Consider the following 20,082-nt stretch of genomic DNA (forward strand, 5'->3'; position numbering starts at 1 on the left):
GCTTAAAGTGAGATACGCTTGCCCGAGGTAGACACCGGAAGCGGAGGGGCGATGACCTTGCCTGGAGGGGCGACTGGCTTTGGTGCCGGTGGCGCCACTGGTGGCTTCACACCGCAGTTGATGGCGAATTCCCCAAAGGCGTCCGCCCCGTGGTCGTTGCCGTCCTTAGCTGGCCCCATGTACAGCCCAAGATGTTCGTTCATCTTGCGGGAATAGCGCCTGAGCCTTGAGAGCCCGAGCATCACGCGCTTTGTCTGATGAAACTCGCACATGGGTAGAAGCTGGCGAGTGGCGTTAATCCGGTCTTCCGGGTTCACTGCTACGCCGCGATGTATCTGATTGAACGGAACGCCAAGTTCCACGACTGTCTGGACGCGCTGCTTGGCGCCGTTACCCCACTCCCTCACCCCGATGTCGTGCGGGAAGAAATGGCGCTGGTACTTGAACTTGTTGGCTCGATCGATCTCGACCATAGCCGCAACACGCTCTTGGAAGTCCTCTGTGTACTCAGGCATGATCGACGGCAGGATATCCTCTGCCCCTAGCCCGTCGCTCTCGTAATAATCGATAATCCGTACTCTCGGCATGTTTCCGATGTGACGGATCTGGAAAAACCAGATGGCCGTGTAATCATCAACGCCCAAGTCCCAACCGGTGTAGACTTCGCTCTCCGGTATATGCGGGTAGAAGCCAACCCTTCCATCTCGCTCGGCTGCTGCAATCTGCTTGGCGAAGTAAGCGCCGGCAGTGATACGCTCGTATCCACCGCCCCACACATGCTCCGCTATCTCTTCGTCGTTTGCGTAATCCGCGTCCTTCTCCTGAAGGAGGATCGGCGGGAACCACGGATTGTCGTACCAGTTCACCTCAACGACAACGGCGTTAGGCGGCGGGTTCTCCCCTCGGAAGAATTTGTCTACGGCATCCGTCTCATGTCGGGGGTTCCATGAGAACCAGATTTCCGAACCATCCTTACGTATCGTAGGTCGCAGCAACCGAAGCGAAATCTCCGATAGCGTCTGCGCCTCTTCCACCCAGGCGATGTCGAAGTCTTCAAGAGACTTGATGTTATGAGCGTTGTAGCTCTGCATCCCCTTGAAGACGATGAGGGAGCCAGCAGCGGGCGTCCCTGCCAATCCTCGTATTTCTGTCTCCAAGGCCTCAAAGGCCCAACCGAGGCCAAGCTTTTCGATCTTGTCGATAAGCAGCTGACGAACCGAATCCTTGATAGACGCCTGGACTTCACGAATGCAGGCAACGCGTGTCTTCCTGGAGAAGCAACGCAGGATAATCTGCTCTGCGAAGAAATGGGACTTTGCGCCCCCTCGGCCTCCATACGCTGCCTTGTATCGTGCCGGCTGCAGAAGCGGCAGAAGCGCGTCAGGCGCCTCGACTATTAGCTGCGACACCGCGGATAATGATCTCTTGCACGATGGGGTTATCATCCTCATCGCCACCGATCACGCCTTGCGGCACCTTACCGTCTAGGCGATCGGCAACTTCCTTGATGGCGGCAACATCGCCGCTGATAGCCTTTTCAATGAGAGCGTCAGCAACAGCGCGCAGTTTTGTCCCGCCGCTTTCAGTCGCCTCTTTGATGGCGATATTCAGCATGTTGGCGAAGGATTTCTCCTTAGGAGGCCTACCTGCCATTAAATTCACCTAACCATTTGAAATATTATTCCTGCCGTCTGGGTATTATACCGCTATTTGCGACACCTTGCAGGATGAATTTTCTACAGAACGAGGAAAGATTTGATTTCTCGGATCTGTTCTTCAAGTTCTTTGATGCGATTGGCGGCAGCTCTAAGCTGAGATGAGACAGCCATTTCGCTGCTGTACCAGACCTCAAGCTCACCAGTGAAAGGATTGATCCAACGAATGCCGGAGTCTTCTGCCTCTCGGATGCCCGAGATTAGCTTTCCAGCCTCGATTGCCATCTATCTCACTTCCCTGTTGTTGGGTTGGTCAGCGCCAAAAGTGACGACATGTGAACGAAGCCCAAGCCTTAAAGTTGCTCCAGAGCGAGGGGCGGTAATCGATGCCCCCACAATCGCACCAGCCAGGGCGCTTGAATGGCGAGCGGTGAAGACTGCAATCGGACCAGTGATTGTATCTCATCCCTTCCCTCCCGTTGGCTTTGGGTTTCCGAACCATGGGCCGATCCAGCCGCGCGGTGGGCGGGGCTTGGGCATCAGCACACGCTGACGACGGGGTTCTGCCACCAAGGCATCGGAACGCACTGATTGGGCGACCACGGGATTACCGGCTGCTTTGGCATGGTCAGCTTGCCCCAATGCTTCGGCGGCTTTGGAGACACCTTGCCGATCCGGCAGCGGCGCAACACGGCGTTGACGCGGTTCTCTTTGAGGCGGCGCTCTTCAGCGTAATCCAGGATGACGGTGTAACTCACGCTCATCTCCTCAAACGAAAGCCCGTTGCAACCCAGCGCCCCTTTGTGCCTATATACCAAACAGCACAACAAACACATGAGGCCACAAATGAAAGCCGACAGCCTGCGCGACAAGCGCGTCCCGATCATGTTCTCTTCTGAAGAGCTTGAGATGATTGATACCTGGCGCTTTGCCAACCGTATCGCCACCCGATCCGAAGCCGTTCGGCGGCTAGTCACTACCGGGATGGTTCAGAAGATCAAAGAGATGCAAGAATCTCGCGGCTCTCGCGCTGCTCACTAATAAGCCCCGCCCTCGGGTTATCCGGGGACGGGGCTGGGAATGTCGGGAAGAAGCCATGAGAACCGCTCCGCTAAGTCCCCTTCCCTCCGTTACGAGGGAGGTTCCAGCCTAGCGTCTTCCCGATCCTTCTGAGGGCAAAGCCCTAAACTGCAATATGATTACCCTGCTTCGCGTTGTTTCGCAAGACCCATCAGGTAATGGATCTCCTTCAGCCCACGTTTCAACCAAGAAAGCTGTGTATCACTCATCGTACGCATGATCTCGTAATCAAGCACACAGGTGTTGAACAAGGTGGTTTTTACTCTCGGCCCATCTTCAAGCCGAAGCAATTTACCCTCCAGCTCCATCATGCGGTTCGATGCTTCTCTGGCCATTCTTGCGCGCTCGGAGGTCGTTTCTGCACCGAAACCTTTAATGCTATGCAGATCCTGAGCCCTCGCCGACGGGTGCGGAATACCGACCAGGCTGTAATAACGAACCATCTGCGTTGCGTATTCATCGCCGGCTTCGCGCTCGCACTCGGTAATTCGCCCGTCAAGGAACATGCGCCCGAGGGTGTATCCTGCGAACTGGCTAGCCACCATGTCGTTGCTCACTTCCTTGCCTTTGAAATAGACACGCTGCCTTGCCTCGATAGCGACGGCTCGGACTTCCTTCTCGCGCTCTGTGTGCTTGATCTGCCCGCTGGGATAGCGCTCTACGCCTTCCTTTGCGGGTCGGCCTGCATACTGGCGCTGCTTGATGCGCTTGGAGCGGAGGCGCTCGGCTTGTGAGGTCATGCTGTTTCCCCTGTGGATTTCTTCGCTCCGAATGGCTCTCGATCAGTCCCTGTGAAGCCGAGGGCCCTTTCTGCCGCCTTGCGGGCGATGGCTGCTTCGTGAAGTGTCTTGAACTGGCCTAGATAAACGTGCTTCGGTCCGCTCCAAATGCGCGCGACCCATCGACCATCGCCCTCTGTCTTATTGTATTTCGGCTTCCAACTTACGCCGTGGATGCCTGACGTGTTGTTCGCCCGTTTGCCACCGTTGCGCTGGTTCTCGCTCTTGGAGACCTTGCGAAGATTCACCCAGCGATTGTCGCCTCGATCGCCGTTTAGGTGGTCGATCTCCCATGCAGGGTATTCAGGCCAGTCCCCCGTCATTATGAGCCATGCGATGCGATGGGCGGAGTAATAGGTCCCGTCCATATGAACCTTGACATATCCTTCATTGTTCGGACATCCTGCGACACGCCCGACATCATTGTTAACATGGCGTGTCCAAATCGCATGGTTAGAGAACTCATCGCGCGCCCTCTCCAGTAAAAGGAGATGACCGCTGTCCTTGTCGTAATCGAAGAACTGCATGACGCGGTTTCGGCTAGGGCCCATTCACAAGGTTCCTGCTTTTCGAGCTTTGTTCCGGCGATGGTTGTCATTCATCCTCCCCTGCCTCTTCGCGCACCATGCAGCCGCCCCAGCATCGCCTCTAGCTGCAGCGCCCTTCCTGACGGCGTACATGGCGCCGGTATGATCCTTCATGCCGAAGAAGTTCGCCAATCGGGGGAAAGAGATATCTTTTCGCTCGGTGTAGATCGCATGCATGCATGCCTGGCGGGCGGCGACGATATTGCGAGCGCGATGAACTCCGCGGACTTCCTCGAACGTGACCCCCGGGAAATCCTGCAATACCGCAAGGCAGATATCCTTCATCGGCCTGCGGGTCATAACCTCGTCGGCATTGTCCTTGCTTTCGACCAAGGCTGCGTGCTGCTCCCAATCGATCGTGGCTGGGAATGACGCGCTTGTGCTGGACAGGCTCAGGAGCCGCTTCATCTCAACCCACTTGCGCCAGGCATTCACATGGGCGTCGAAATCGCGAACCAGGAGCAACTGAGGAGCCGGCTTTGGGGCAACGACCTTCTTCGGCGGGTGGCTATTGAAGAGCCGATCTCTCACAGCCTTGTAATGCTGGGCTTGCGTGGCGAGTGCTGAGTTATGCTGCATTGCGGTCGTCCTTTTTAGCGGAGCCGATAGGTCCATACACGGCGTCTAGAGCGAACTTGTGCACGCTGCCCTCTGGATACGCTTTCGCCCTGCACTGGATGATGAATTTTTCCCTATCGACGCCCGAGGCTATGAGGGCTCTTTTCTCTCTGTGCATTTGGGAGAGTTGGGATTGGCGCAGGTCTTTCATGCTGGCGCACTCGGAAGGGGCCTCCAGTGGGTGAGGTCCTCAGGCTCGAACATACATGTCCAAATCCCGTCTTCTTCGTCCCACCAAGTATCCGGCACTCGGTATCCATCGACATGCCAAAGATCGATTATCGTGCCATCACGAGGAGCCGTATCGATCGGCGCCCAGCCGCCCAATTCAGCCTCAAGTTCTTCAATGCGATCAGCTGCTTCCGTGAGATCTGCAGCATAACGGGTATCGCGCTCCACGCTGCTCCTGTGGTCTACCGCCATTCTGACTGCATATACGTTGTGTCCTTCACGATTATCGAAAAGCCGCATCTGATCGGCCAAAGCCTCGACAATCACTTTGCTGTTGTCAGCGCATGCCTGATCATCTTTCGCTCTCTTTCGCAGACGGTCGATAAGCTCCCTCACTGCACCATCCTCCCCGACATTCCGGCTGCCGTGCGTCTTGCCATCTCTGCAAGCTGACGGCGGCGCTCTGGGTCTACATTCGAGGATGCGGGCTCTTGAGGCTTGATAGGCTCTGGACGGCCGTAGTTGGCTGATTGAGCGGGCATCGGGTTGTTCGTGTCGTGGAAGGTCCTGGCTTTGGAGCGTACCCACTCACACTCGAACGAAATCCAGTTCCGCGCTGTCTGGATCGTGAATGCCTTTTCGATGTCACCGAATGCCTTGTATTCCTTGAGCAGAGTGCGGGCGATTCTGGCCGTGATCTTGGCCTTGCGCTCGCGTCGATACTCGACAATCTCCATAGCCAGTTCATCTGACATCTCGGCACGGAGAATGTCGTATCCGGCTTGTTCTTTCTCGCTTAGCTTGATGCTCACTCAAACCTCCTCGATCTTGACCGCAGGGAAATTCGCTTCCACAAGGGCCTTCTTCAGCTTGTAAACCTGTGTTTTGGTGGCCTTCGACTTCACGTCCTCAACGACGCGCTTGTTCTTCGAAGGCTCGAAATATGCAAAGTCTGCGCGGTAAACCGCCTGCCTGCCGCTGTCGTAGCGCAATGGCGTTCCGTCCCTGCCACAGAGCTTGAATGATGGCTGAAGCTCCAGATGGCTGATCTCGCCACGGGCTTCGCGCTCTCTGAGGTAGATGTATCGGCTGGCCTCGGCTTTGCTGTCGAAGAGGATGCCATCGACAACGGTTCTCTTGGCGCCGTACTTGTTGCGTTTCGGCTTGCCGGCCTGCTCCAGATATTGCTTTGCCGTGAGACGGGTCATGCCGCGGCCTCGTCTCTCTTGGCGCCGCGCTCGAATATGTCGCGGCACTTCTCAGCCCATTCGAGGCGCTTGCGCTTATTTGCGATATTATGGTCCGGCCACTTCTTCGGGCCGCTGCTGAAGGTATCCAGCCAGCCGCGAAGCTCTACGCAGTACTTCTCTGCTTCCTCTGCCATCTGGGCGTATGAAGAGAAGGAGCCCGTCATTCCTCGTCTTTCAGCTCCGGACAAATCCATTCGCCCAGCGAAGACCCCCACTCGCGAAGCTTAGCCGCCAACTTCATGCGTCGAGACAAGCTCAGCCATCTGACGAATAAGGGCGGTTTTGGCGCGGTATTCCGCATGTTCTTTCCTCGCTTCCCGAAGCTGTTCAGCCGACATGTAAAGCTCGACCATCTGGAAGTGCTTCACCACTCGGCTTTCGTTGTTCCACCACCCGCGAAGGCGGCGCTCTGTCCATTGGTTCTCAGGATCGGACTTGTGAGGGAAGCGGGCGCGCAGCTCTTTGCAGGCCGTTCGCAGCATATCTCCCACGTGGCGCTTGCCGCCGATCTCCTCGATCAAGAAGTTTGCTGTTGCTACGTCACTCATCTTCTCACTCTTACTGTTTTTCAGCTTTCCCGAATTCTCGGGTGAAATTCCCGACATCTTCGTTTCCTTCCGTGCGAATTTGAAATCGCACCAACGAGAGGCGAACGAGATGTTTCAACTCATCACATTCCCGGGACCAGGCGGCGCTGACGCCAATCAAGAAGCCGATCTGGTTCCATTCGTCAGTCTTGGAGAAGTCACACACGCAGTGATCCTGCGGTTATCGAGCGACTTGCCCCGGATACGATGCGAGACGATCTCAACAGAGTGGAGGGGTCCGGAGATCGTCTCGCGCTGACTGCCGGCGGAAAGGGAGGGCACCGGCAGGCCAGTCTGGTTATTCAGGGGAAGCCGGAACTGGCATCCAATGGGAAGGCTTGGACAGAAGAACGCGCGTGAAAGAAGGGTATCCCTCCTCTCGGCAGAAACGTCCGAACCTGTCTTTTTTGAAGCCTGTCAGGCGGTCGCCATTGACGAAAAGATCAATGACTTCACCATCAGGAGCGGTTTCAATCGGTTGCCAGCTCATCACAGCGTCCTCAAGGTGCCGGCTTCTGTGCCAGTGCCGAAATCCTCGTCCAGCTCGCGCTGAAGGGCTCGATAGTCGAAGGCAGGCTCGGCCTCGGGAGAGAAGATCTCCTGCGCTACAGCGAGCATAGCCGCGCCGATGAAGGTTCCGCTCACAAGGCAAGCAAGCCCGATGAGCATCGCATTGTGGAAAGTGATCATCGTGTCAGCCATTTCATCGCTCCAAAACAATAGAAATGATCTTTTCGGACATTTCCCTCTTAACCCTCGCTATGGCGATCTGGTCGGACGGGTTGCCGATATGGGGATCAACGGTCAGGACGCCCTTGATCATACGAATGGCCGAGAGGATTTCTGATGCATCGTCTTCGCGAATGTCTGTTTCCAGCGTCACGAAGTAGCCAGAATGGCGATCCGTCATTTCATGATCCTCTCAAAGGTCGAGAGCTCATCGGGTTGATGCCGCTTGCGCTCTGCGAAGATTGCCTTTGACCTTGCCCCCAAGTTTTATCCAGTTTTGAGTTTGCTCCAGCGGTTTTGGGTTGCTGTATTGGGGGCGGTAGCGGCGGGTTGCGGTGCGGAGCCATTCCGGCTGCGCAGCACCGCATCACGTCGCGGGTTGATTGTCTGAGCGAACTCGGCAGGTGTCATCCAGCCGAGTCCAGAGTGTGGTCGATGATCGTTGTAATCGCTGCGCCAGTTTGAAAGCGCCGATCGAGCATGGGCCAGTGACGAGAAGAGCGTCTCATTCAAGAGCTCGTCGCGCAGCCGCCCATTGAAGCTTTCGATGAAGGCGTTCTGGATCGGCTTGCCCGGCGCGATGTAGTGCCAATCCGCCTTGCTCCGATCCGTCCATTGCAGGATCGCGTTACTGGTGAACTCACTGCCATTGTCGCTGACGATCATCTTCGGCTTGCCTCGTCCCTCGATGATCCGATCCAGCTCACGGGCGACCCGCAGGCCGGAGAGCGACGTGTCGGCGACGAGAGCCAGGCATTCCCTGGTGCAATCGTCGACGACCGTCAGAATCCGGAACCTGCGGCCATCGGTGAGTTGATCCGACACGAAGTCCAGTGACCAGCGATCATTGGCGGCAAGCGGGATCAGCATCGGTGCTCGTGTGCCTATCGCTCGTTTCCGACCGCCGCGCTTGCGCACCGTCAGCTTCTCTTCCCGATAGAGCCGGAAGAGCCGCTTGTGGTTCACAAGGTGACCCTCACGCCTGAGCAGCACATGAAGGCGTCGATATCCAAAGCGGCGGCGTTCATGCGCCAGCGCCTTCATCCGCTCGCGAAGGTCATGGTCATCGCTGCGCCTGGTTTCGTAACGGATCATCATCCGGCAAAAGCCGATGGCTTTACACGCCCGCCGTTCGCTCATCTGGTGGTGATCCATCAGATGAGCGACAGCTTTCCGCCTTGCTGCGGGCGTCACCACTTCTTTCCCAAAAGGTCTTTCAAGGCCGCATTGTCGAGCATCGCATCTGCCAGGAGCCGTTTCAGCTTCGTGTTCTCGTCTTCCAGCGTCTTCAGCCGCTTGGCTTCGGATACGTCCATGCCGCCGAATTTGGCCTTCCATTTATAGATGCTGGCATCGCTGACGCCGTGCTTGCGGCAAAGCTCCGAGACGGGCGTGCCAGCCTCGTGCTCCTTCAAAATGACGATGATCTGTTCGTCTGTGAAACGGTTGCGCTTCATTCCCTGGTCCTCTCAATGGGCCAGAGCTTACTTCAAAATGGATTATTTCAACGGGGCAAGGTCACCTTCTCGACGCAATTGATCGCGACTTTCCGCAGATTCGACTGATTGTCAGACGTCTTCGCGAGCAAGAAATCTTCACGAGCCTCATCAACAGCTCTGATCGCCGCCTCTCGAATGTCGTCGGGGATGGTCTCGCTCATCGTTCCGCCTCCTCTGCCGCAGTAATGGCTTTGGAGGGACGAACGACGCGATACCAACCGATAATCCCAGAAGGGACGCCTTCGTCCTCAGGAACATCAAGAGGGATAGACCAGATCCAGAAGTCAGCGCGGTCATACGTAAAGACTTCACCTGTCGTCCATTTCACATCAACCATGGCGTCAGCCGGAACAGGCCTCTTTGCGCCATCGTGCGGTATCCAGTCGGAAATGCATCTCTGCTTGGTGGTTGTTACTGTGTCGGTCATTGCCGCGTCCCCTCTGCCTTATCGCCGAGGAACTTGACAACGCTATCGGGCCACGGAGACCCGTCCGTTCCAGCTATGATCTGGTCACGAAATAGTATTGACGCCTCGATGAATCTTTCGAACTCACCTACGCCTGCAAAAGTAAGGCAATCTATGTGCCCAACTCCCGAAATAACGATCCCGCCATCCTCAAAAATGTCGAAGTCTATTTCGGTCGTCGTAATCATTGTACTGACCTCACTTCTACAGCCCTGGCATATGCCTTCGACCAGACCTCACCGGTATCTGGGTTCTTGAGATGAGTTTCTACGGCAACATGATCGGCTTCGAAATGGGCGATGAGATCGACAAAACCTCTATCGATCAACTCAACGTAGGAGTTATAAAGCTCCTCATCGGTCACGATGTTTTCAGGCACATTTGCGCTCGCCTTCATACACGCGAGCATCAGTTCGAGAGCCGACCTAGCGTCCTCATTGGAACTATTGAACATTTCATAATAACTGCCAGCCTTGGGGACCATCATCATGGCGTCACCATGAAATTTATACTTCCTCCGCTCGGAGGCTGCGGCTCGTCTTTGCTTCCTGCTCATCATGCAACCTCTCTTGGATGCGTGGCCTTCTCCATGAAGGCCATCACCTTGTCGTATGTCTTGACGGTGAACCCGGCCCCGGACCTCAGTCGCTTGAAGAACGTGTTGTCGTTCAGCGCCTTAAGACCGATAGTCGCCTCACTCATTTCCGTGAGACGGGTGCATCGTTCTGCTGTGGAGATGAGTTTGGCTCTTAGTTCGTGTTCCATAAAGCCAATTTACGGATTTCTACGCATTGTTCAAGCGTTTTTTAACGCATGGACGAATTTTTACGCAGAGCTAGATTCCGCGCATGAGTCTCATTGATAAAAAAAGGCTGGCGAAAGCCATGGAGGCGGCCGGCATCAAGCCCGCTCCGCTGGCGTCCCTCATTGGCCGGGACAAGGATTACATTCGCGACTATTTGAAGGGGCGTAAGGAATCGTTAAAGGCTGACGATGCACAAAAGATAGCTAGCGCGCTCAATGTGCCACTCACGGAGCTTACAGAAGGCGAGGATAGCGGTTTCGCACCTGTCGGTATGGAAGTGGTCGGGAAGGTTGCTGCTGGGCGCTACAGAGACATCTCTGTGGAGGATCAGGAAACGAAAAAGCCCCGTATCGCATTTGCGCGTGACATGAGGTTCCCTCACGCTCGCCAGTACGCCCTGGAAGTCGATGGTGACAGCATGAACGAACTGTTCCCAAACGGCTCATACGTCGTTTGCGTCAATCTCATCGAAAGTGGCTTAGAGCTGAAGAACGGAATGAGCGTTCACGTAGAGCGCTCCATTATGGGCGGTCAGCTTGTGGAGACCACCTTGAAAGAGGTTCACCGCGAAGGAAAGAACCGATTGGTTCTCAAGCCTCGCAGCACTAACCCTTCTCATGAGCCTATTTATATCGACGGCTCTGAAAGTGACGAGATTGCTGTTAGAGGTGTTGTTATTGGCAAATGGGAACCAGTTATCTTCGGAGTTTGAGGACGCGATTTTCCGCTTAGGAAAATGGTGTTCTCTCTTTCCTTCTCATGTCTCGGTCTGTTTTCTGTCTCGGTATCTGTCTAGTCTCTGTCTCTGTGTAGCGATAGGGCTATCAAAGGGCTATCGATAGTCTTCATCTTCAAATTTGCCATCGCCAATGCGCGATCGAGATTTCCCCTTAGAAGAGCGCTTTTCATTGCTCTCGTGCATTTCTTTATCAGCTACGTCTTGTATCATCTCGCTTTCGAGCATACCGACGAGCCGTTCACACCCCATGAAATGCTTATCATTGGTTATGGGGTTGTCTGCGAACCAACCACGGATATAGATTTCGCTCACTTCCTCGTCGAAGACGATGAAGCTGGCGTCCTCAAGCTCTTTCCTGGCGGTCTTGTATTCCTCAATAGTCCACCCCAGATCCGCAGACGCATACCCATCAGGAAGATGGTAGCAGCCAGCGCTGGTCTGATGACGGCAGGTCAAGAAATACAGCATCGCAAGTTTGCCGCCGTCTGAGAGGGTCTTGAACCCCTTCTTCCCCCACAGCTGGGGACTTACCTTCGAGAATTCGCGCATCAATTGGTTCCTTTCAACCGAATATGCCTTCAGGCATAGCGGATTTCTCCGCATGGCGCAAATTCTTTCCGTCGGATTTTTCCGTATTTTTTGCTTGATTTCCGTATTTTTCCGCATTAGATTTGAAACATCGAAAGGGCACGAAGACTCCACCAGGACGATCTGCCCGCTGAGACAGCCAACCGAACGGAGAACGATGATGAACGACAGAGTGTTGCTCGACGCAGTTCATGCAAACCGCAGGGCTATGGCGTCTGTGGCTGACCGTCTCGAAGACATTGCATCGCTCCTCGGCGAGGTCGGCATGGAACGGCTCGAAACCCGGATCATGGAAGCCGTCGATGACATCATCATCCACAGCAAGCGGGTGTCGGACGCCTTTGGCGAAGACCTGAACCAGAGCCTACGCCAGTCGCAGGAAATGACCGGCACGATCCTTCTTGGCCTGCTCAAGAAGTGCGCCTGACCTCCCCACAACCCAAGGACCACGAACATGAGCATGATGGACGTAAAGGCCACAATGCATCGCCGGATTGAAGAGCTGTTCGGCGCCATCGCTGGTAATTCCTCGGACGAAGAGTGCGAGGCTGCTGTCTGCCTTCACCTCAAGAGCTACTTTTCGGACCTTGCATCCCTGAGCTTCTATCTCGGTTGTGATCCGAAGGTTTTCCAAGATGAGGCTGTTCCGGCGTCTGAGTTGGCCGGCGAAGCCTACTTCGAGATCAACCGTGAACGTGAGTTCGAAGCCCCGGCATGGAAGCCAGCTTACTCGACGCTCAATCACCGCCAGCAGGGGATTTCCAATGCGCTCTGACACCTATGCAGTCGTCAATCTCGCGGCGCTTAACCTGATCGAGGCTTGCGCTGTCGCCTACAACTCTTTCGACAAGGCTCAGAGCAACCGCAACATGTTCCGAGCCGAGCAGGAAATCAAGAAGATCGCGAACGCTCTGGGTTTCGACCTGTCCAAGCGCCAGGACGCGAACGTCGTTTCGATTATCAGGGAGGCCGCAGAGTGAGCTACCCGACCCCCGAAGCGCTCAGAGCGCACGCAGAACACGCACGAAAGATGGCCGACGAATACATGGCTGAAGGTCGCCTTGAGCTGGCAGAGCGCCGCGAGGAAGACGCCCAGTGGTACGAGATCATGGCTGCACGTGAAGAGCGCCGGATCGATCGGATGATCTCAGAACGTCAGATGGAGGCCGCGTGATGGCAAATCTTGACCCTCGCATTGAGGCTGTTCGCGCTCGGTACGATCTGGCGCGTGAAGACTTCTGGCAGATTCCGCAGAACAAGCAGTGGGTTTGCAAGCATGCAGCGCTCGAAGTCGTCGCCACCAAGGCGAACGTCGAGTGGGCCGCGCCTCAGATCATTCAGGCAGATACCGGCGGCGGCATTGCCGTGATGATCGCCACTGGAAAGATGGGTGAGCGCATCGAGTGGGCGACTGGCGAGGCAAGCCCGAAGAACAACAAGAATTCCTATCCATGGGCCATGGCTGAAAAGCGCGCCAAGGATCGCGTCGTTCTCAAGCTCGTTGGCATTCACGGCTTGGTTTACTCTGAATAGCCCCGAGTTTCGTAGACACCCTCGGGTTAGATTTTCTGCTGCTTCTCGAACTCGACGGGTGACAGCATCCCGTTCCTGACGTGTTTGCGTTTCGGGTTGTAGAACATTTCGATGTAGTCGAACACGTCCTGGCGAGCTTCATCGCGTGAACGGTAGACCCTGCGACGTATCCTCTCTCGCTTCAGAAGATTGAAGAAGCTCTCGGCCACCGCATTGTCATGGCAGTTGCCGCGTCGGCTCATCGAGTGAACCAGATTGTGGTGCCTGAGGAACGAGGCCCAGTCCATGCTGGTGAATTGCGAGCCCTGATCGGAGTGGATCAGCACTTTGTCCTTCGGTTTGCGTCGCCACACCGCCATGAGCAGAGCCTGCAATACGACGTCCGTGGTTTGGCGGCTCTGCATCGCCCAGCCGATGACCCGGCGGGAATAGAGGTCGATGACGACGGCCAAATAAGCAAAACCTTCGCAGGTCCGGATATAGGTGATGTCCGTGACCCAGGCCTTGTCCGGAGCCGCTACGTCAAACTGCCGGTCGAGCGTGTTGTCGATAGCGACGGCAGGCCTGCCGCCATAGATGCCGGGACGGCGTTTGTAGCCAATCTGCGCCTTGATCCCGGCGAGACGGGTCAGACGCGCAACCCGGTTCGGGCAGCATATCTCGCCCTGATCGAGAAGGTCGTCGTGCAGCTTGCGATAACCGTAGACCTTCCCGCTCTCTTCCCATGCCTTCAGGAGCAGATCGGTCTGTCGTTTGTCCTCGTTGGCTCGCCTGCTCAGCGGGTTCTTCAGCCAGGTGTAAAATCCACTGGGATGAACCCGCAGAAGGCGGCACATCGTCCGCACCGAAAACTGCAAGCGATGCAGAGCAATGAACGCGTACTTCACTTTGCATCCCTGGCGAAATACGCGGCCGCTTTTTTTAGGATATCTCGCTCCTCGCTAACGCGAGCCAGTTCCTTCTTTAGCCGCCTGATCTCCTCGGTCTCGTCGTTGCCCTTGGCGTTCGACGCAGCAAACTTCTTCTTCCATTCGTAGAGCGAATGCTGGCTGACGCCGAGACGCTGCGAAACCTCGGCAACCGGATAGCCTCGCTCCGTGATCTGGCGCACCGCGTCACGCTTAAACTCTTCGCTGAAATTCGATTTGCTCATGATGCTCTTCTTGCCTCAAAATTAGGAAAGAAGGCGTCTACAAATCTCGGTGCTATTCACTCGGAAGACGAGGCGGACGACTTCAAGGCCGTTCCTGCTCAAGCGCCAGTCGAAGTTCCGGCGCCAGCCAACGACAAGCCGAAATCGAGCGCACAGCTCAAGCGTGACGGCGAGTTCGAGCGTGTCCGCGATCAATTGGCTCAGGACATGGTTGATGTTCACACCTTCGCGCAGTTCGAGAAGGTCAAGGAACACTACCGGGCCGACGCCAAGAAGAACGGCTGGAACAACTCGTTTCTCTTCGGCCTGTCTGAGCTTTTCGGCGGGTACGAGCAGGAATTGACCGCAAAAATCGAGGCCGAAAACGCCCTCGCAAATCATCCTCTTATGGCCGGAGAGTGAACGTGAAGAACATCGTAATTTCAGGAAATTTGACCAAAGACGCAGTTCTGAGGCGCACTCAGTCAGGAGACCCAGTCCTTGGGTTCTCTGTGGCCGTGAACGACGCCCGCTCCAAGTCCACGGTCTACTTCGATTGCAGCCTTTGGGGCAAGCGCGGGGACACTCTCACCTCCTACCTCAAGAAGGGCACGAAGGTTTCGGCATGCGGCGACCTTGGTACGCGCGAACACGAAGGCAAGACGTACCTGACGGTAAACGTATCCGAAGTCACGCTGATGGGCGGTGGCGAGGCAAAGGCAGCAACGCAGCGAGAGCAGACCGGCTACGACTACGAAGACGGGCCTAACCAGCAGTCGAGAAGCCGTGATCTAGACGATTCGATCCCGTTTTAGTGAGGCACCTCATGATCACCTGCAAAAAGTGCGGCATCTTTAAGCACAAAGTCGAGTTCTACGTATCGAACCTGGCAAGTTGCAAGGAATGCCACAGAGCAGCGGTTCGCAGTCGTTCTAGGGGGAACGAGAAGGTCAGAGAATATGACCGAATGCGCTCAAAATCGCCTGAGCGCGTCGCCCGAAACGTGGCAAACACGAAGCTTTGGAGGGAGAAAAACCCTCAAGCCTACAAAGCTCAGTCCGCTGTGTCGAACGCGGTCAGGGACGGTCGGCTTCAAAAGCTGAGCTGCGAATTTTGCGGGTCTGATCAAGTTCACGCACACCACAAGGACTATGCCAAGCCTCTAGATGTCGTCTGGCTTTGCGCAAAGTGCCACCATCGCTTGCACGCCATGTTCCCCGAGCTGGAAGGTAAGAACAAGCAGTTGGAGAACCATAATGGCTAAGAGCGAGCAACCGCAAATCTACGTCCAGCGCCGCGGCAATCACCTCGCTCCAGAGATGCAGACCGACGCAGACCTTATACAGCGCCTTCCAATCGGGCAGCGCATCAAGGTCACGGTGTCGGAAGGCCGATCGCCGGCAAAGCTTCGCCTGTACTGGTCTTATCTGGGGCGCGTCGTCAAAGCCTGCGAGTGCGCACCGTCGCCGGAAGCCCTGCATGATGTCGTGAAGCTCCATACGGGCTTTGTGACACCGGTTCTCGTCAAGGGCTTCACGGTCGCCGTTCCGAAGTCGATCAGCTTCTCCAGCATGAGCGAGAGCGAGTTCGACGACTTCCTGGCTACGGCAGAGAAATGGCTGATTTCAACCTACGGCATCAGCATCAAGGATGCCTTTTCGGAGCAAGCAGCATGAACGTGGAACAATATCTCCGCAAATACCCGCAGGCTCGACCTTCGACGCTCCGCCAGATCCAGGCCACCAACGAAAAGACCGAGCGGCTACGGCGTGAAGTCGGCATGGACGCCATTGTTGATCGCCGGTCTCGGTTTGTAGCCGAGAACGAGCCGAAAGAGACGGTGTTGCAGCGGCTTATTCGGAAGCTGAGGAAGATTTGATGAGATCGGTCGATGAATGGGTTGCCAAGCATGACGATCAGGCCATTCCGCCTCGGGTTCGCCTTCGCGTCTTCGAGAAATTCGGCGGCATATGCCAAATCTCCGGGCGCAAGATCATGGCCGGCGAAGCTTGGGACTTGGATCACGTCAAGGCCCTATGGCGCGGCGGAGAGCACCGGGAAGCCAATCTGCAACCGGTCCTGAAGCAGCCGCACCGCGAGAAATCGGCCGAGGAGCAATCAATCCAGGCCAAGTGCGACAGGATTAGGAAGAAGCATTTGGGGCTGTGGCCGTCTTCCAAAGCCAAGATCAAGAGCCGTGGTTTTGCGAATTCGAGAGACGCATGACCCCCTTCATTCCCATAGGAGCAGTACAGTGAGCGAGACGAAACATACGACTTCGATTGCCCTACCCGATGATATCCGCGAGCGCTTGCTAGATGTCGGCCGCGTCGAGTGGGGAACATCCTTCAAGCAGGAAGACGAAAAGCACATCGATGACCTGCGCGATACACTCAGGATCACCCGAGAGTACTTCGACATTCCAGCCAGCCAGGACACGGCAATGCACGGAATCTATCTGGAAGGGACGAACACGGTTCTCGCCCATACCGGCATGAGCCCGAACTCCCCGCAGCATGCTCGCATCCTTGCCGGCGCGTGGAACCAGTTGGTCGATATCGCGTCTGCCGACGAACCCGCATCTATCTCGCTAGACGCTTACGACGCTGGTCTGCTTGGCGATGGCGGCGGCGGGGATGTCTCGTGGTGGCACGATTACATTCGGTCGGAATTGGATCGCGCTCATGAGTTCTACTCCGCTCAGCTCGTCGCCCGCGCGAAGGATCGCTGACATGACCGACATTACGAAGGAAGCAATTGAAGCAGCATGCAAGGCGACCGTCTTGGGTGAGGATGAGAACTACAAACCAGTTCACCTTGAGCCCAGAGAGGCGCGGACTGCGATTGAGGCGGCGTTACCGTTTCTGTCCGTCCCGAAGTCATCTTGGCGCCCTATCGCTGAAGCCGACAAGGGAATCGCCTACGTTCACGAACTGGCAGGGCTTCGGATCGGCAACTCCTATCCGATCTGGGCACGCGACGAAGACGGACGCACCTATGAGGTCGTATGGTCCGACAACGGCAAGAAGGCATACTGGTGGGATTTGGAAGGGGAAAGCCCCGTCGATCCCGTCGAGTTCATGCCTCACCCGCTGGGCCCGCGTTTCTCCGCCGCTCTCTCCCGCCCTATCGATCCGAAGGCGGAGGTGGAGACAGGCTGCGGATGCGACGGGGCTTACGACGATGGCTGCTACAAATGCACGCCTGACCGTCACGCGCCGCCCGCCTCCCCCTCCATTGTCGCGCCGGTGGGTGTGAAGCCCTTGGAAACTGAGTTGCTCGGCCTAGCGGAAAAGCATCGGTGGGCAATCTCCCCACAAGTTGGCGGCGGATGGGTAATCGAAACTGTTGACTGGCACGGTGACGACGGTTCGGAGCGAGAGATAGCTCGCACGCGGAAGTCTCTCGTCGATGCCCTTCGTCAAGCGGTAGAGGAAGAATTGCCGCGTGAGCATTCTCGCCTTTCCGCCCTCACCCCGGCAGAGAAAGCGGGCGTGGGGGATGGGCCCGACCTTGTCGAGCAGATGCGGCCGCACATCGAAAAACTGCGTGGTTGCGTTGCGATCAATGAGGCAATGGGCCGTGTCGTCGAAGGCCAGGCAGACGCTATCCGATCTTTGGCGGCGATCTTTGACGCCCTCGCCGCGCAGGGGGATGACGCACAGGAGGAACGGGCCGAATGAGCGTTCAAATACTAAACGCCGACTTCGACGACGCGATCACCGACATGCCGAGCGAGAGTGTCGATTGCATTCTCACAGACCCGCCTTACGGCGAGACTTCGCTGGAATGGGACAAGTGGCCGCCCGGGTGGCCCTCCCGCGTCCTTCGCCTCCTGAAGCCGACAGGCAGCATGTGGGTGTTCGGCTCGACCCGGACATTCTTCGATCATGCCGCCGAGTTCACCGGCTGGCAGCTGGCGCAAGATGTCGTGTGGGAGAAGCACAACGGTTCCGGCTTCCAGGCCGATAGGTTCAAGCGAGTGCATGAGAACGCTCTGCAGTTCTACCGCGCGGACTCGCCGTGGGAAGGCGTCTACAAAGACCCACAATATACCCCGGATGCTGTTGCGCGCGCTGTGCGCAGAAAGAAGGGACGCCCCGCTCACATGGGGAATATTGAAGCCTCTCCCTACTTCAGCGAGGAAGGCGGACCGCGCCTGATGCGCAGCGTCATATTCTGCCGTTCAGAGCATGGGCGCGCCGTCCATCCTACACAAAAACCGCTCGGCGTTGTCGAGCCGCTGCTGCTCTACAGCTGCCCCAAAGGCGGAACCGTCCTCGACATCTTCGCCGGTAGCGGCACGACTGGCGTTGCTGCCCAGCGTCACGGTCGTGAAGCGATCCTGATCGAAGGCAAACCTGAATTCGTAGAGGCCGTACGCATTCGCCTCGAGAATGACGCCCCACTATTTGGAGGCCAGGCAGCATGACCACCACCGCCAAACACCTACTTTCGGAAATCGTGGCGGGGCTCGATGGGGTCCTGTACGGCGGGGAATGGGAAGTCGGAGACCTTGAGCAGCGGAGACCGTACAGCCCGCACTTCGAGTTGATGAACGAAACCGACATCTTCGCTTATGTCTACTGCGGTCACAACGATCCAGAAGAGGTGAAGGGAACTGTCGCCCACATCGCCCGCCTATCCCCCGACCGCATCCGAGCTATCGCCGCCTATGTCGAGCAGCTTGAGAAGGCGCTGGAGCGTCTTGCGTCCACTGAGGCTTTCACAGTGCCTTTCTTCCGGCGCGACAATCCAGAAGGCCGCGAGCTGCTGGCCCGCATCGAGTTTGCCCGCGCCGCCCTTGGAGGTTCGAATGAGTGATCTGGTGGCTAGCCTTCCGTACATCTACCGGTGGGACCGCCAAGGCCGGAAGGGACAGCCGTGCGACGTGCTGATCCGAACGAAGGTCATGAATAGCTGCCTCGTCCGGTTCGCCGACGGCTACACGATGGTCACCAGCCGCAACGCTCTGATGAAGAACAAGGCCCAGCCCCATTCTGAAACGCGACAGGAGCAGAGATGAGCGGCAAGTTGCGAGTGCTCGACCTTTTCTCTGGCATCGGAGGCTTCAGCCTTGGTCTCGAAACGACCGGTGGATTCGAAACCATCGGCTTCTGTGAAATCAATGAGAAGCGCCGCGTTGATCTGGCTGAGACATGGCCCGGTGTCCCGATCTACACAGATGTCAGATCCTTGACCGGCTCACAGGTAGGTCGCGTTGACGTGATAACTGGCGGATTCCCCTGCCAGGATATTTCCACAGCAGGCAAGAAGGCTGGTATTCATGGTGAGCGCTCAGGTCTCTTTTCTGAAATCGTCCGCCTCATTCGCGAGCTACGACCAAAATTTGTCTTGCTGGAGAATTCCGCAGATCTCCTTACTGGAGCAGATGGAGCATGGGCTAGACACGTTTTCGGGGAGCTTTCCGCGGTCGGGTACGATGCGGAGTGGCACGTTATACCAGCTTCCGGACTTGGTGCCCCGCACGAAAGGGAACGTGTCTATATCATTGCTTCCGACCCCATTCGCACGGTCTGGCGGCAAGGGATCGAGCTATTTCTTGGACGGTGGCACACACGCACGGCAAAAGCTGCGGCAGTTGTTGCCTACGATTACCAGGAAGGGAAACTACAATCGGGTTGGCGCTTCCGAGACCAGCGGGGACGGACTGTACACGATCCTCAATCAGTATGGCCTGAAGCCTGGGACGATAAGCTGTCACAGATTTGCGGCTTGGATGATGGGCTACCCGCAGGACTGGCTACTGACACGAGCGAACGCTTCGGAAACTCGGTAGTTCCGCACATCCCCAAGCTGATCGGCCATGCCATCCTTGAAATTGAAAGGATCGCAGCATGACC

At 56.5% G+C, this 20,082-nt stretch carries 40 protein-coding genes; 18 read left to right on the forward strand and 22 right to left on the reverse strand.

Translation table 11 applies throughout. The features are described from left to right. Positions 1-2: 2 nt before the first annotated feature. The 4 genes from OVA00_RS12435 to OVA00_RS12450 all read right to left on the reverse strand — a co-directional run bounded on the left by OVA00_RS12435 (position 3) and on the right by OVA00_RS12450 (position 2,413). Positions 3-1,409 (reverse strand): PBSX family phage terminase large subunit, encoded by a 1,407-nt coding sequence (locus OVA00_RS12435; RefSeq protein ID WP_268089039.1) that lies wholly within the window; start codon positions 1,407-1,409, stop codon positions 3-5. Continuing rightward, positions 1,381-1,614, reverse strand: a complete 234-nt coding sequence (locus OVA00_RS12440; protein WP_268089040.1) for a hypothetical protein — start codon at positions 1,612-1,614, stop codon at positions 1,381-1,383. Before OVA00_RS12440 ends, OVA00_RS12435 begins: the two co-directional genes overlap by 29 nt. A gap of 122 nt (positions 1,615-1,736) precedes the next feature. Next, on the reverse strand, positions 1,737-1,940 hold the full coding sequence (locus OVA00_RS12445) for a hypothetical protein (protein ID WP_268089041.1): 204 nt from the start codon (positions 1,938-1,940) through the stop codon (positions 1,737-1,739). Between the two features lie 254 nt (positions 1,941-2,194). Continuing rightward, a complete protein-coding gene (locus OVA00_RS12450) occupies positions 2,195-2,413 on the reverse strand; it encodes a hypothetical protein (RefSeq protein ID WP_268089042.1) in 219 nt (72 codons plus the stop codon). Positions 2,414-2,501: 88 nt separating this feature from the next. On the opposite strand from OVA00_RS12450, the gene OVA00_RS12455 reads away from it, so the two are divergent. Then, positions 2,502-2,696, forward strand: coding sequence for a hypothetical protein (locus tag OVA00_RS12455; protein ID WP_268089043.1), 195 nt, complete (start codon positions 2,502-2,504; stop codon positions 2,694-2,696). Positions 2,697-2,854: 158 nt separating this feature from the next. Here OVA00_RS12455 and OVA00_RS12460 read toward each other — a convergent pair whose 3' ends face one another. From OVA00_RS12460 to OVA00_RS12535, 16 genes are all read right to left on the reverse strand, one after another. Further along, a complete protein-coding gene (locus OVA00_RS12460; RefSeq protein ID WP_268089044.1) occupies positions 2,855-3,475 on the reverse strand; it encodes a hypothetical protein in 621 nt (206 codons plus the stop codon). Continuing rightward, positions 3,472-4,041 carry an HNH endonuclease gene (locus OVA00_RS12465; RefSeq protein ID WP_268089045.1) on the reverse strand — a complete coding sequence of 190 codons (570 nt, stop codon included), beginning with the start codon at positions 4,039-4,041 and terminating at the stop codon, positions 3,472-3,474. Before OVA00_RS12465 ends, OVA00_RS12460 begins: the two co-directional genes overlap by 4 nt. Before the next feature lie 24 nt (positions 4,042-4,065). Then, a complete protein-coding gene (locus OVA00_RS12470) occupies positions 4,066-4,680 on the reverse strand; it encodes a helix-turn-helix domain-containing protein (RefSeq protein WP_268089046.1) in 615 nt (204 codons plus the stop codon). A 186-nt stretch (positions 4,681-4,866) separates the two neighbouring features. After that, positions 4,867-5,286 carry a hypothetical protein gene (locus OVA00_RS12475; protein ID WP_268089047.1) on the reverse strand — a complete coding sequence of 140 codons (420 nt, stop codon included), beginning with the start codon at positions 5,284-5,286 and terminating at the stop codon, positions 4,867-4,869. Beyond that, positions 5,283-5,702: a hypothetical protein gene (locus tag OVA00_RS12480; protein WP_268089048.1), complete on the reverse strand. Its 420-nt coding sequence runs from the start codon at positions 5,700-5,702 to the stop codon at positions 5,283-5,285. Before OVA00_RS12480 ends, OVA00_RS12475 begins: the two co-directional genes overlap by 4 nt. Beyond that, positions 5,703-6,098 carry a DUF1064 domain-containing protein gene (locus OVA00_RS12485; RefSeq protein ID WP_268089049.1) on the reverse strand — a complete coding sequence of 132 codons (396 nt, stop codon included), beginning with the start codon at positions 6,096-6,098 and terminating at the stop codon, positions 5,703-5,705. After that, a complete protein-coding gene (locus OVA00_RS12490) occupies positions 6,095-6,304 on the reverse strand; it encodes a hypothetical protein (protein ID WP_268089050.1) in 210 nt (69 codons plus the stop codon). The genes OVA00_RS12485 and OVA00_RS12490 overlap by 4 nt, the downstream gene beginning before the upstream one ends. Positions 6,305-6,364: 60 nt before the next feature. Further along, positions 6,365-6,745 carry a hypothetical protein gene (locus OVA00_RS12495; RefSeq protein WP_268089051.1) on the reverse strand — a complete coding sequence of 127 codons (381 nt, stop codon included), beginning with the start codon at positions 6,743-6,745 and terminating at the stop codon, positions 6,365-6,367. A gap of 280 nt (positions 6,746-7,025) precedes the next feature. Continuing rightward, positions 7,026-7,217, reverse strand: coding sequence for a hypothetical protein (locus tag OVA00_RS12500; protein WP_268089052.1), 192 nt, complete (start codon positions 7,215-7,217; stop codon positions 7,026-7,028). Next, the gene (locus OVA00_RS12505) at positions 7,217-7,429 is read right to left on the reverse strand and encodes a hypothetical protein (protein ID WP_268089053.1); all 213 of its coding nucleotides are present in this window, start codon (positions 7,427-7,429) and stop codon (positions 7,217-7,219) included. Before OVA00_RS12505 ends, OVA00_RS12500 begins: the two co-directional genes overlap by 1 nt. Position 7,430: 1 nt before the next feature. Further along, on the reverse strand, positions 7,431-7,637 hold the full coding sequence (locus OVA00_RS12510; protein ID WP_268089054.1) for a hypothetical protein: 207 nt from the start codon (positions 7,635-7,637) through the stop codon (positions 7,431-7,433). Between the two features lie 86 nt (positions 7,638-7,723). Further along, a protein-coding gene (locus tag OVA00_RS12515; RefSeq protein WP_112977085.1) for an IS3 family transposase occupies positions 7,724-8,913 on the reverse strand; the annotation gives its coding sequence in 2 pieces (ribosomal slippage) (positions 7,724-8,664 and positions 8,664-8,913; 1,191 coding nt in all). 47 nt (positions 8,914-8,960) lie between these two features. Next, positions 8,961-9,116, reverse strand: coding sequence for a hypothetical protein (locus OVA00_RS12520; protein ID WP_268089055.1), 156 nt, complete (start codon positions 9,114-9,116; stop codon positions 8,961-8,963). Next, positions 9,113-9,382, reverse strand: a complete 270-nt coding sequence (locus OVA00_RS12525) for a hypothetical protein (RefSeq protein ID WP_268089056.1) — start codon at positions 9,380-9,382, stop codon at positions 9,113-9,115. The genes OVA00_RS12520 and OVA00_RS12525 overlap by 4 nt, the downstream gene beginning before the upstream one ends. A 223-nt stretch (positions 9,383-9,605) precedes the next feature. Continuing rightward, complete coding sequence (locus OVA00_RS12530; protein WP_268089057.1) at positions 9,606-9,980, reverse strand: hypothetical protein; 375 nt, start codon at positions 9,978-9,980, stop codon at positions 9,606-9,608. After that, positions 9,977-10,123: a hypothetical protein gene (locus OVA00_RS12535; RefSeq protein WP_268089058.1), complete on the reverse strand. Its 147-nt coding sequence runs from the start codon at positions 10,121-10,123 to the stop codon at positions 9,977-9,979. The genes OVA00_RS12530 and OVA00_RS12535 overlap by 4 nt, the downstream gene beginning before the upstream one ends. Before the next feature lie 146 nt (positions 10,124-10,269). Between OVA00_RS12535 and OVA00_RS12540 the strand changes: the two genes are divergently transcribed. Continuing rightward, on the forward strand, positions 10,270-10,938 hold the full coding sequence (locus tag OVA00_RS12540; protein WP_268089059.1) for a LexA family transcriptional regulator: 669 nt from the start codon (positions 10,270-10,272) through the stop codon (positions 10,936-10,938). A 120-nt stretch (positions 10,939-11,058) separates the two neighbouring features. Here the strand turns inward: OVA00_RS12540 and OVA00_RS12545 are convergent, their stop codons facing one another. Beyond that, entirely contained in the window at positions 11,059-11,514 is a 456-nt protein-coding gene (locus tag OVA00_RS12545) for a hypothetical protein (protein WP_268089060.1), read from the reverse strand. A 199-nt stretch (positions 11,515-11,713) separates the two neighbouring features. Between OVA00_RS12545 and OVA00_RS12550 the strand changes: the two genes are divergently transcribed. The 5 genes from OVA00_RS12550 to OVA00_RS12570 are packed head-to-tail and all read left to right on the forward strand — an operon-like array spanning position 11,714 to position 13,086. Beyond that, positions 11,714-11,980: a hypothetical protein gene (locus OVA00_RS12550; protein ID WP_268089061.1), complete on the forward strand. Its 267-nt coding sequence runs from the start codon at positions 11,714-11,716 to the stop codon at positions 11,978-11,980. Between the two features lie 27 nt (positions 11,981-12,007). Beyond that, positions 12,008-12,328 (forward strand): hypothetical protein, encoded by a 321-nt coding sequence (locus OVA00_RS12555; RefSeq protein WP_268089062.1) that lies wholly within the window; start codon positions 12,008-12,010, stop codon positions 12,326-12,328. Continuing rightward, positions 12,318-12,533 carry a hypothetical protein gene (locus OVA00_RS12560; protein ID WP_268089063.1) on the forward strand — a complete coding sequence of 72 codons (216 nt, stop codon included), beginning with the start codon at positions 12,318-12,320 and terminating at the stop codon, positions 12,531-12,533. Before OVA00_RS12555 ends, OVA00_RS12560 begins: the two co-directional genes overlap by 11 nt. Next, positions 12,530-12,727, forward strand: a complete 198-nt coding sequence (locus tag OVA00_RS12565; RefSeq protein ID WP_268089064.1) for a hypothetical protein — start codon at positions 12,530-12,532, stop codon at positions 12,725-12,727. The genes OVA00_RS12560 and OVA00_RS12565 overlap by 4 nt, the downstream gene beginning before the upstream one ends. Beyond that, entirely contained in the window at positions 12,727-13,086 is a 360-nt protein-coding gene (locus OVA00_RS12570) for a hypothetical protein (protein WP_268089065.1), read from the forward strand. Before OVA00_RS12565 ends, OVA00_RS12570 begins: the two co-directional genes overlap by 1 nt. Before the next feature lie 26 nt (positions 13,087-13,112). Here OVA00_RS12570 and OVA00_RS12575 read toward each other — a convergent pair. Further along, positions 13,113-14,239 (reverse strand): IS3 family transposase gene (locus tag OVA00_RS12575; RefSeq protein ID WP_268088988.1). Its coding sequence is split into 2 segments (ribosomal slippage): positions 13,113-14,011 and positions 14,011-14,239, totalling 1,128 coding nucleotides; the frame shifts between segments, so codons are not numbered across the junction. Between OVA00_RS12575 and OVA00_RS12580 the strand changes: the two genes are divergently transcribed. From OVA00_RS12580 to OVA00_RS12630, 11 genes are all read left to right on the forward strand, one after another. Continuing rightward, positions 14,129-14,641, forward strand: coding sequence for a hypothetical protein (locus OVA00_RS12580; protein ID WP_268090391.1), 513 nt, complete (start codon positions 14,129-14,131; stop codon positions 14,639-14,641). The two genes, OVA00_RS12575 and OVA00_RS12580, sit on opposite strands and share 111 nt — an antisense overlap. A 2-nt stretch (positions 14,642-14,643) precedes the next feature. Then, on the forward strand, positions 14,644-15,033 hold the full coding sequence (locus OVA00_RS12585) for a single-stranded DNA-binding protein (RefSeq protein ID WP_268089066.1): 390 nt from the start codon (positions 14,644-14,646) through the stop codon (positions 15,031-15,033). Positions 15,034-15,474: 441 nt separating this feature from the next. Beyond that, positions 15,475-15,894: a hypothetical protein gene (locus OVA00_RS12590; protein ID WP_268089067.1), complete on the forward strand. Its 420-nt coding sequence runs from the start codon at positions 15,475-15,477 to the stop codon at positions 15,892-15,894. Further along, positions 15,891-16,097 (forward strand): hypothetical protein, encoded by a 207-nt coding sequence (locus OVA00_RS12595; protein WP_268089068.1) that lies wholly within the window; start codon positions 15,891-15,893, stop codon positions 16,095-16,097. Before OVA00_RS12590 ends, OVA00_RS12595 begins: the two co-directional genes overlap by 4 nt. Positions 16,098-16,213: 116 nt before the next feature. Next, the gene (locus OVA00_RS12600; protein ID WP_442780500.1) at positions 16,214-16,444 is read left to right on the forward strand and encodes a hypothetical protein; all 231 of its coding nucleotides are present in this window, start codon (positions 16,214-16,216) and stop codon (positions 16,442-16,444) included. A gap of 28 nt (positions 16,445-16,472) precedes the next feature. Beyond that, on the forward strand, positions 16,473-16,949 hold the full coding sequence (locus OVA00_RS12605) for a hypothetical protein (protein ID WP_268089070.1): 477 nt from the start codon (positions 16,473-16,475) through the stop codon (positions 16,947-16,949). A 1-nt stretch (position 16,950) separates the two neighbouring features. Continuing rightward, on the forward strand, positions 16,951-17,901 hold the full coding sequence (locus OVA00_RS12610) for a hypothetical protein (protein ID WP_268089071.1): 951 nt from the start codon (positions 16,951-16,953) through the stop codon (positions 17,899-17,901). Beyond that, the gene (locus OVA00_RS12615; RefSeq protein ID WP_268089072.1) at positions 17,898-18,650 is read left to right on the forward strand and encodes a DNA-methyltransferase; all 753 of its coding nucleotides are present in this window, start codon (positions 17,898-17,900) and stop codon (positions 18,648-18,650) included. The genes OVA00_RS12610 and OVA00_RS12615 overlap by 4 nt, the downstream gene beginning before the upstream one ends. After that, on the forward strand, positions 18,647-19,042 hold the full coding sequence (locus tag OVA00_RS12620) for a hypothetical protein (RefSeq protein WP_268089073.1): 396 nt from the start codon (positions 18,647-18,649) through the stop codon (positions 19,040-19,042). Before OVA00_RS12615 ends, OVA00_RS12620 begins: the two co-directional genes overlap by 4 nt. Further along, positions 19,035-19,244 carry a hypothetical protein gene (locus tag OVA00_RS12625; protein WP_268089074.1) on the forward strand — a complete coding sequence of 70 codons (210 nt, stop codon included), beginning with the start codon at positions 19,035-19,037 and terminating at the stop codon, positions 19,242-19,244. The genes OVA00_RS12620 and OVA00_RS12625 overlap by 8 nt, the downstream gene beginning before the upstream one ends. Next, positions 19,241-20,080, forward strand: a complete 840-nt coding sequence (locus OVA00_RS12630; protein ID WP_268089075.1) for a DNA cytosine methyltransferase — start codon at positions 19,241-19,243, stop codon at positions 20,078-20,080. Before OVA00_RS12625 ends, OVA00_RS12630 begins: the two co-directional genes overlap by 4 nt. Positions 20,081-20,082: the final 2 nt, after the last annotated feature.

Origin of the sequence: Ensifer sp. SL37, assembly GCF_026672675.1 — a bacterium.
GTDB classification, from domain to species: domain Bacteria; phylum Pseudomonadota; class Alphaproteobacteria; order Rhizobiales; family Rhizobiaceae; genus Ensifer; species Ensifer adhaerens.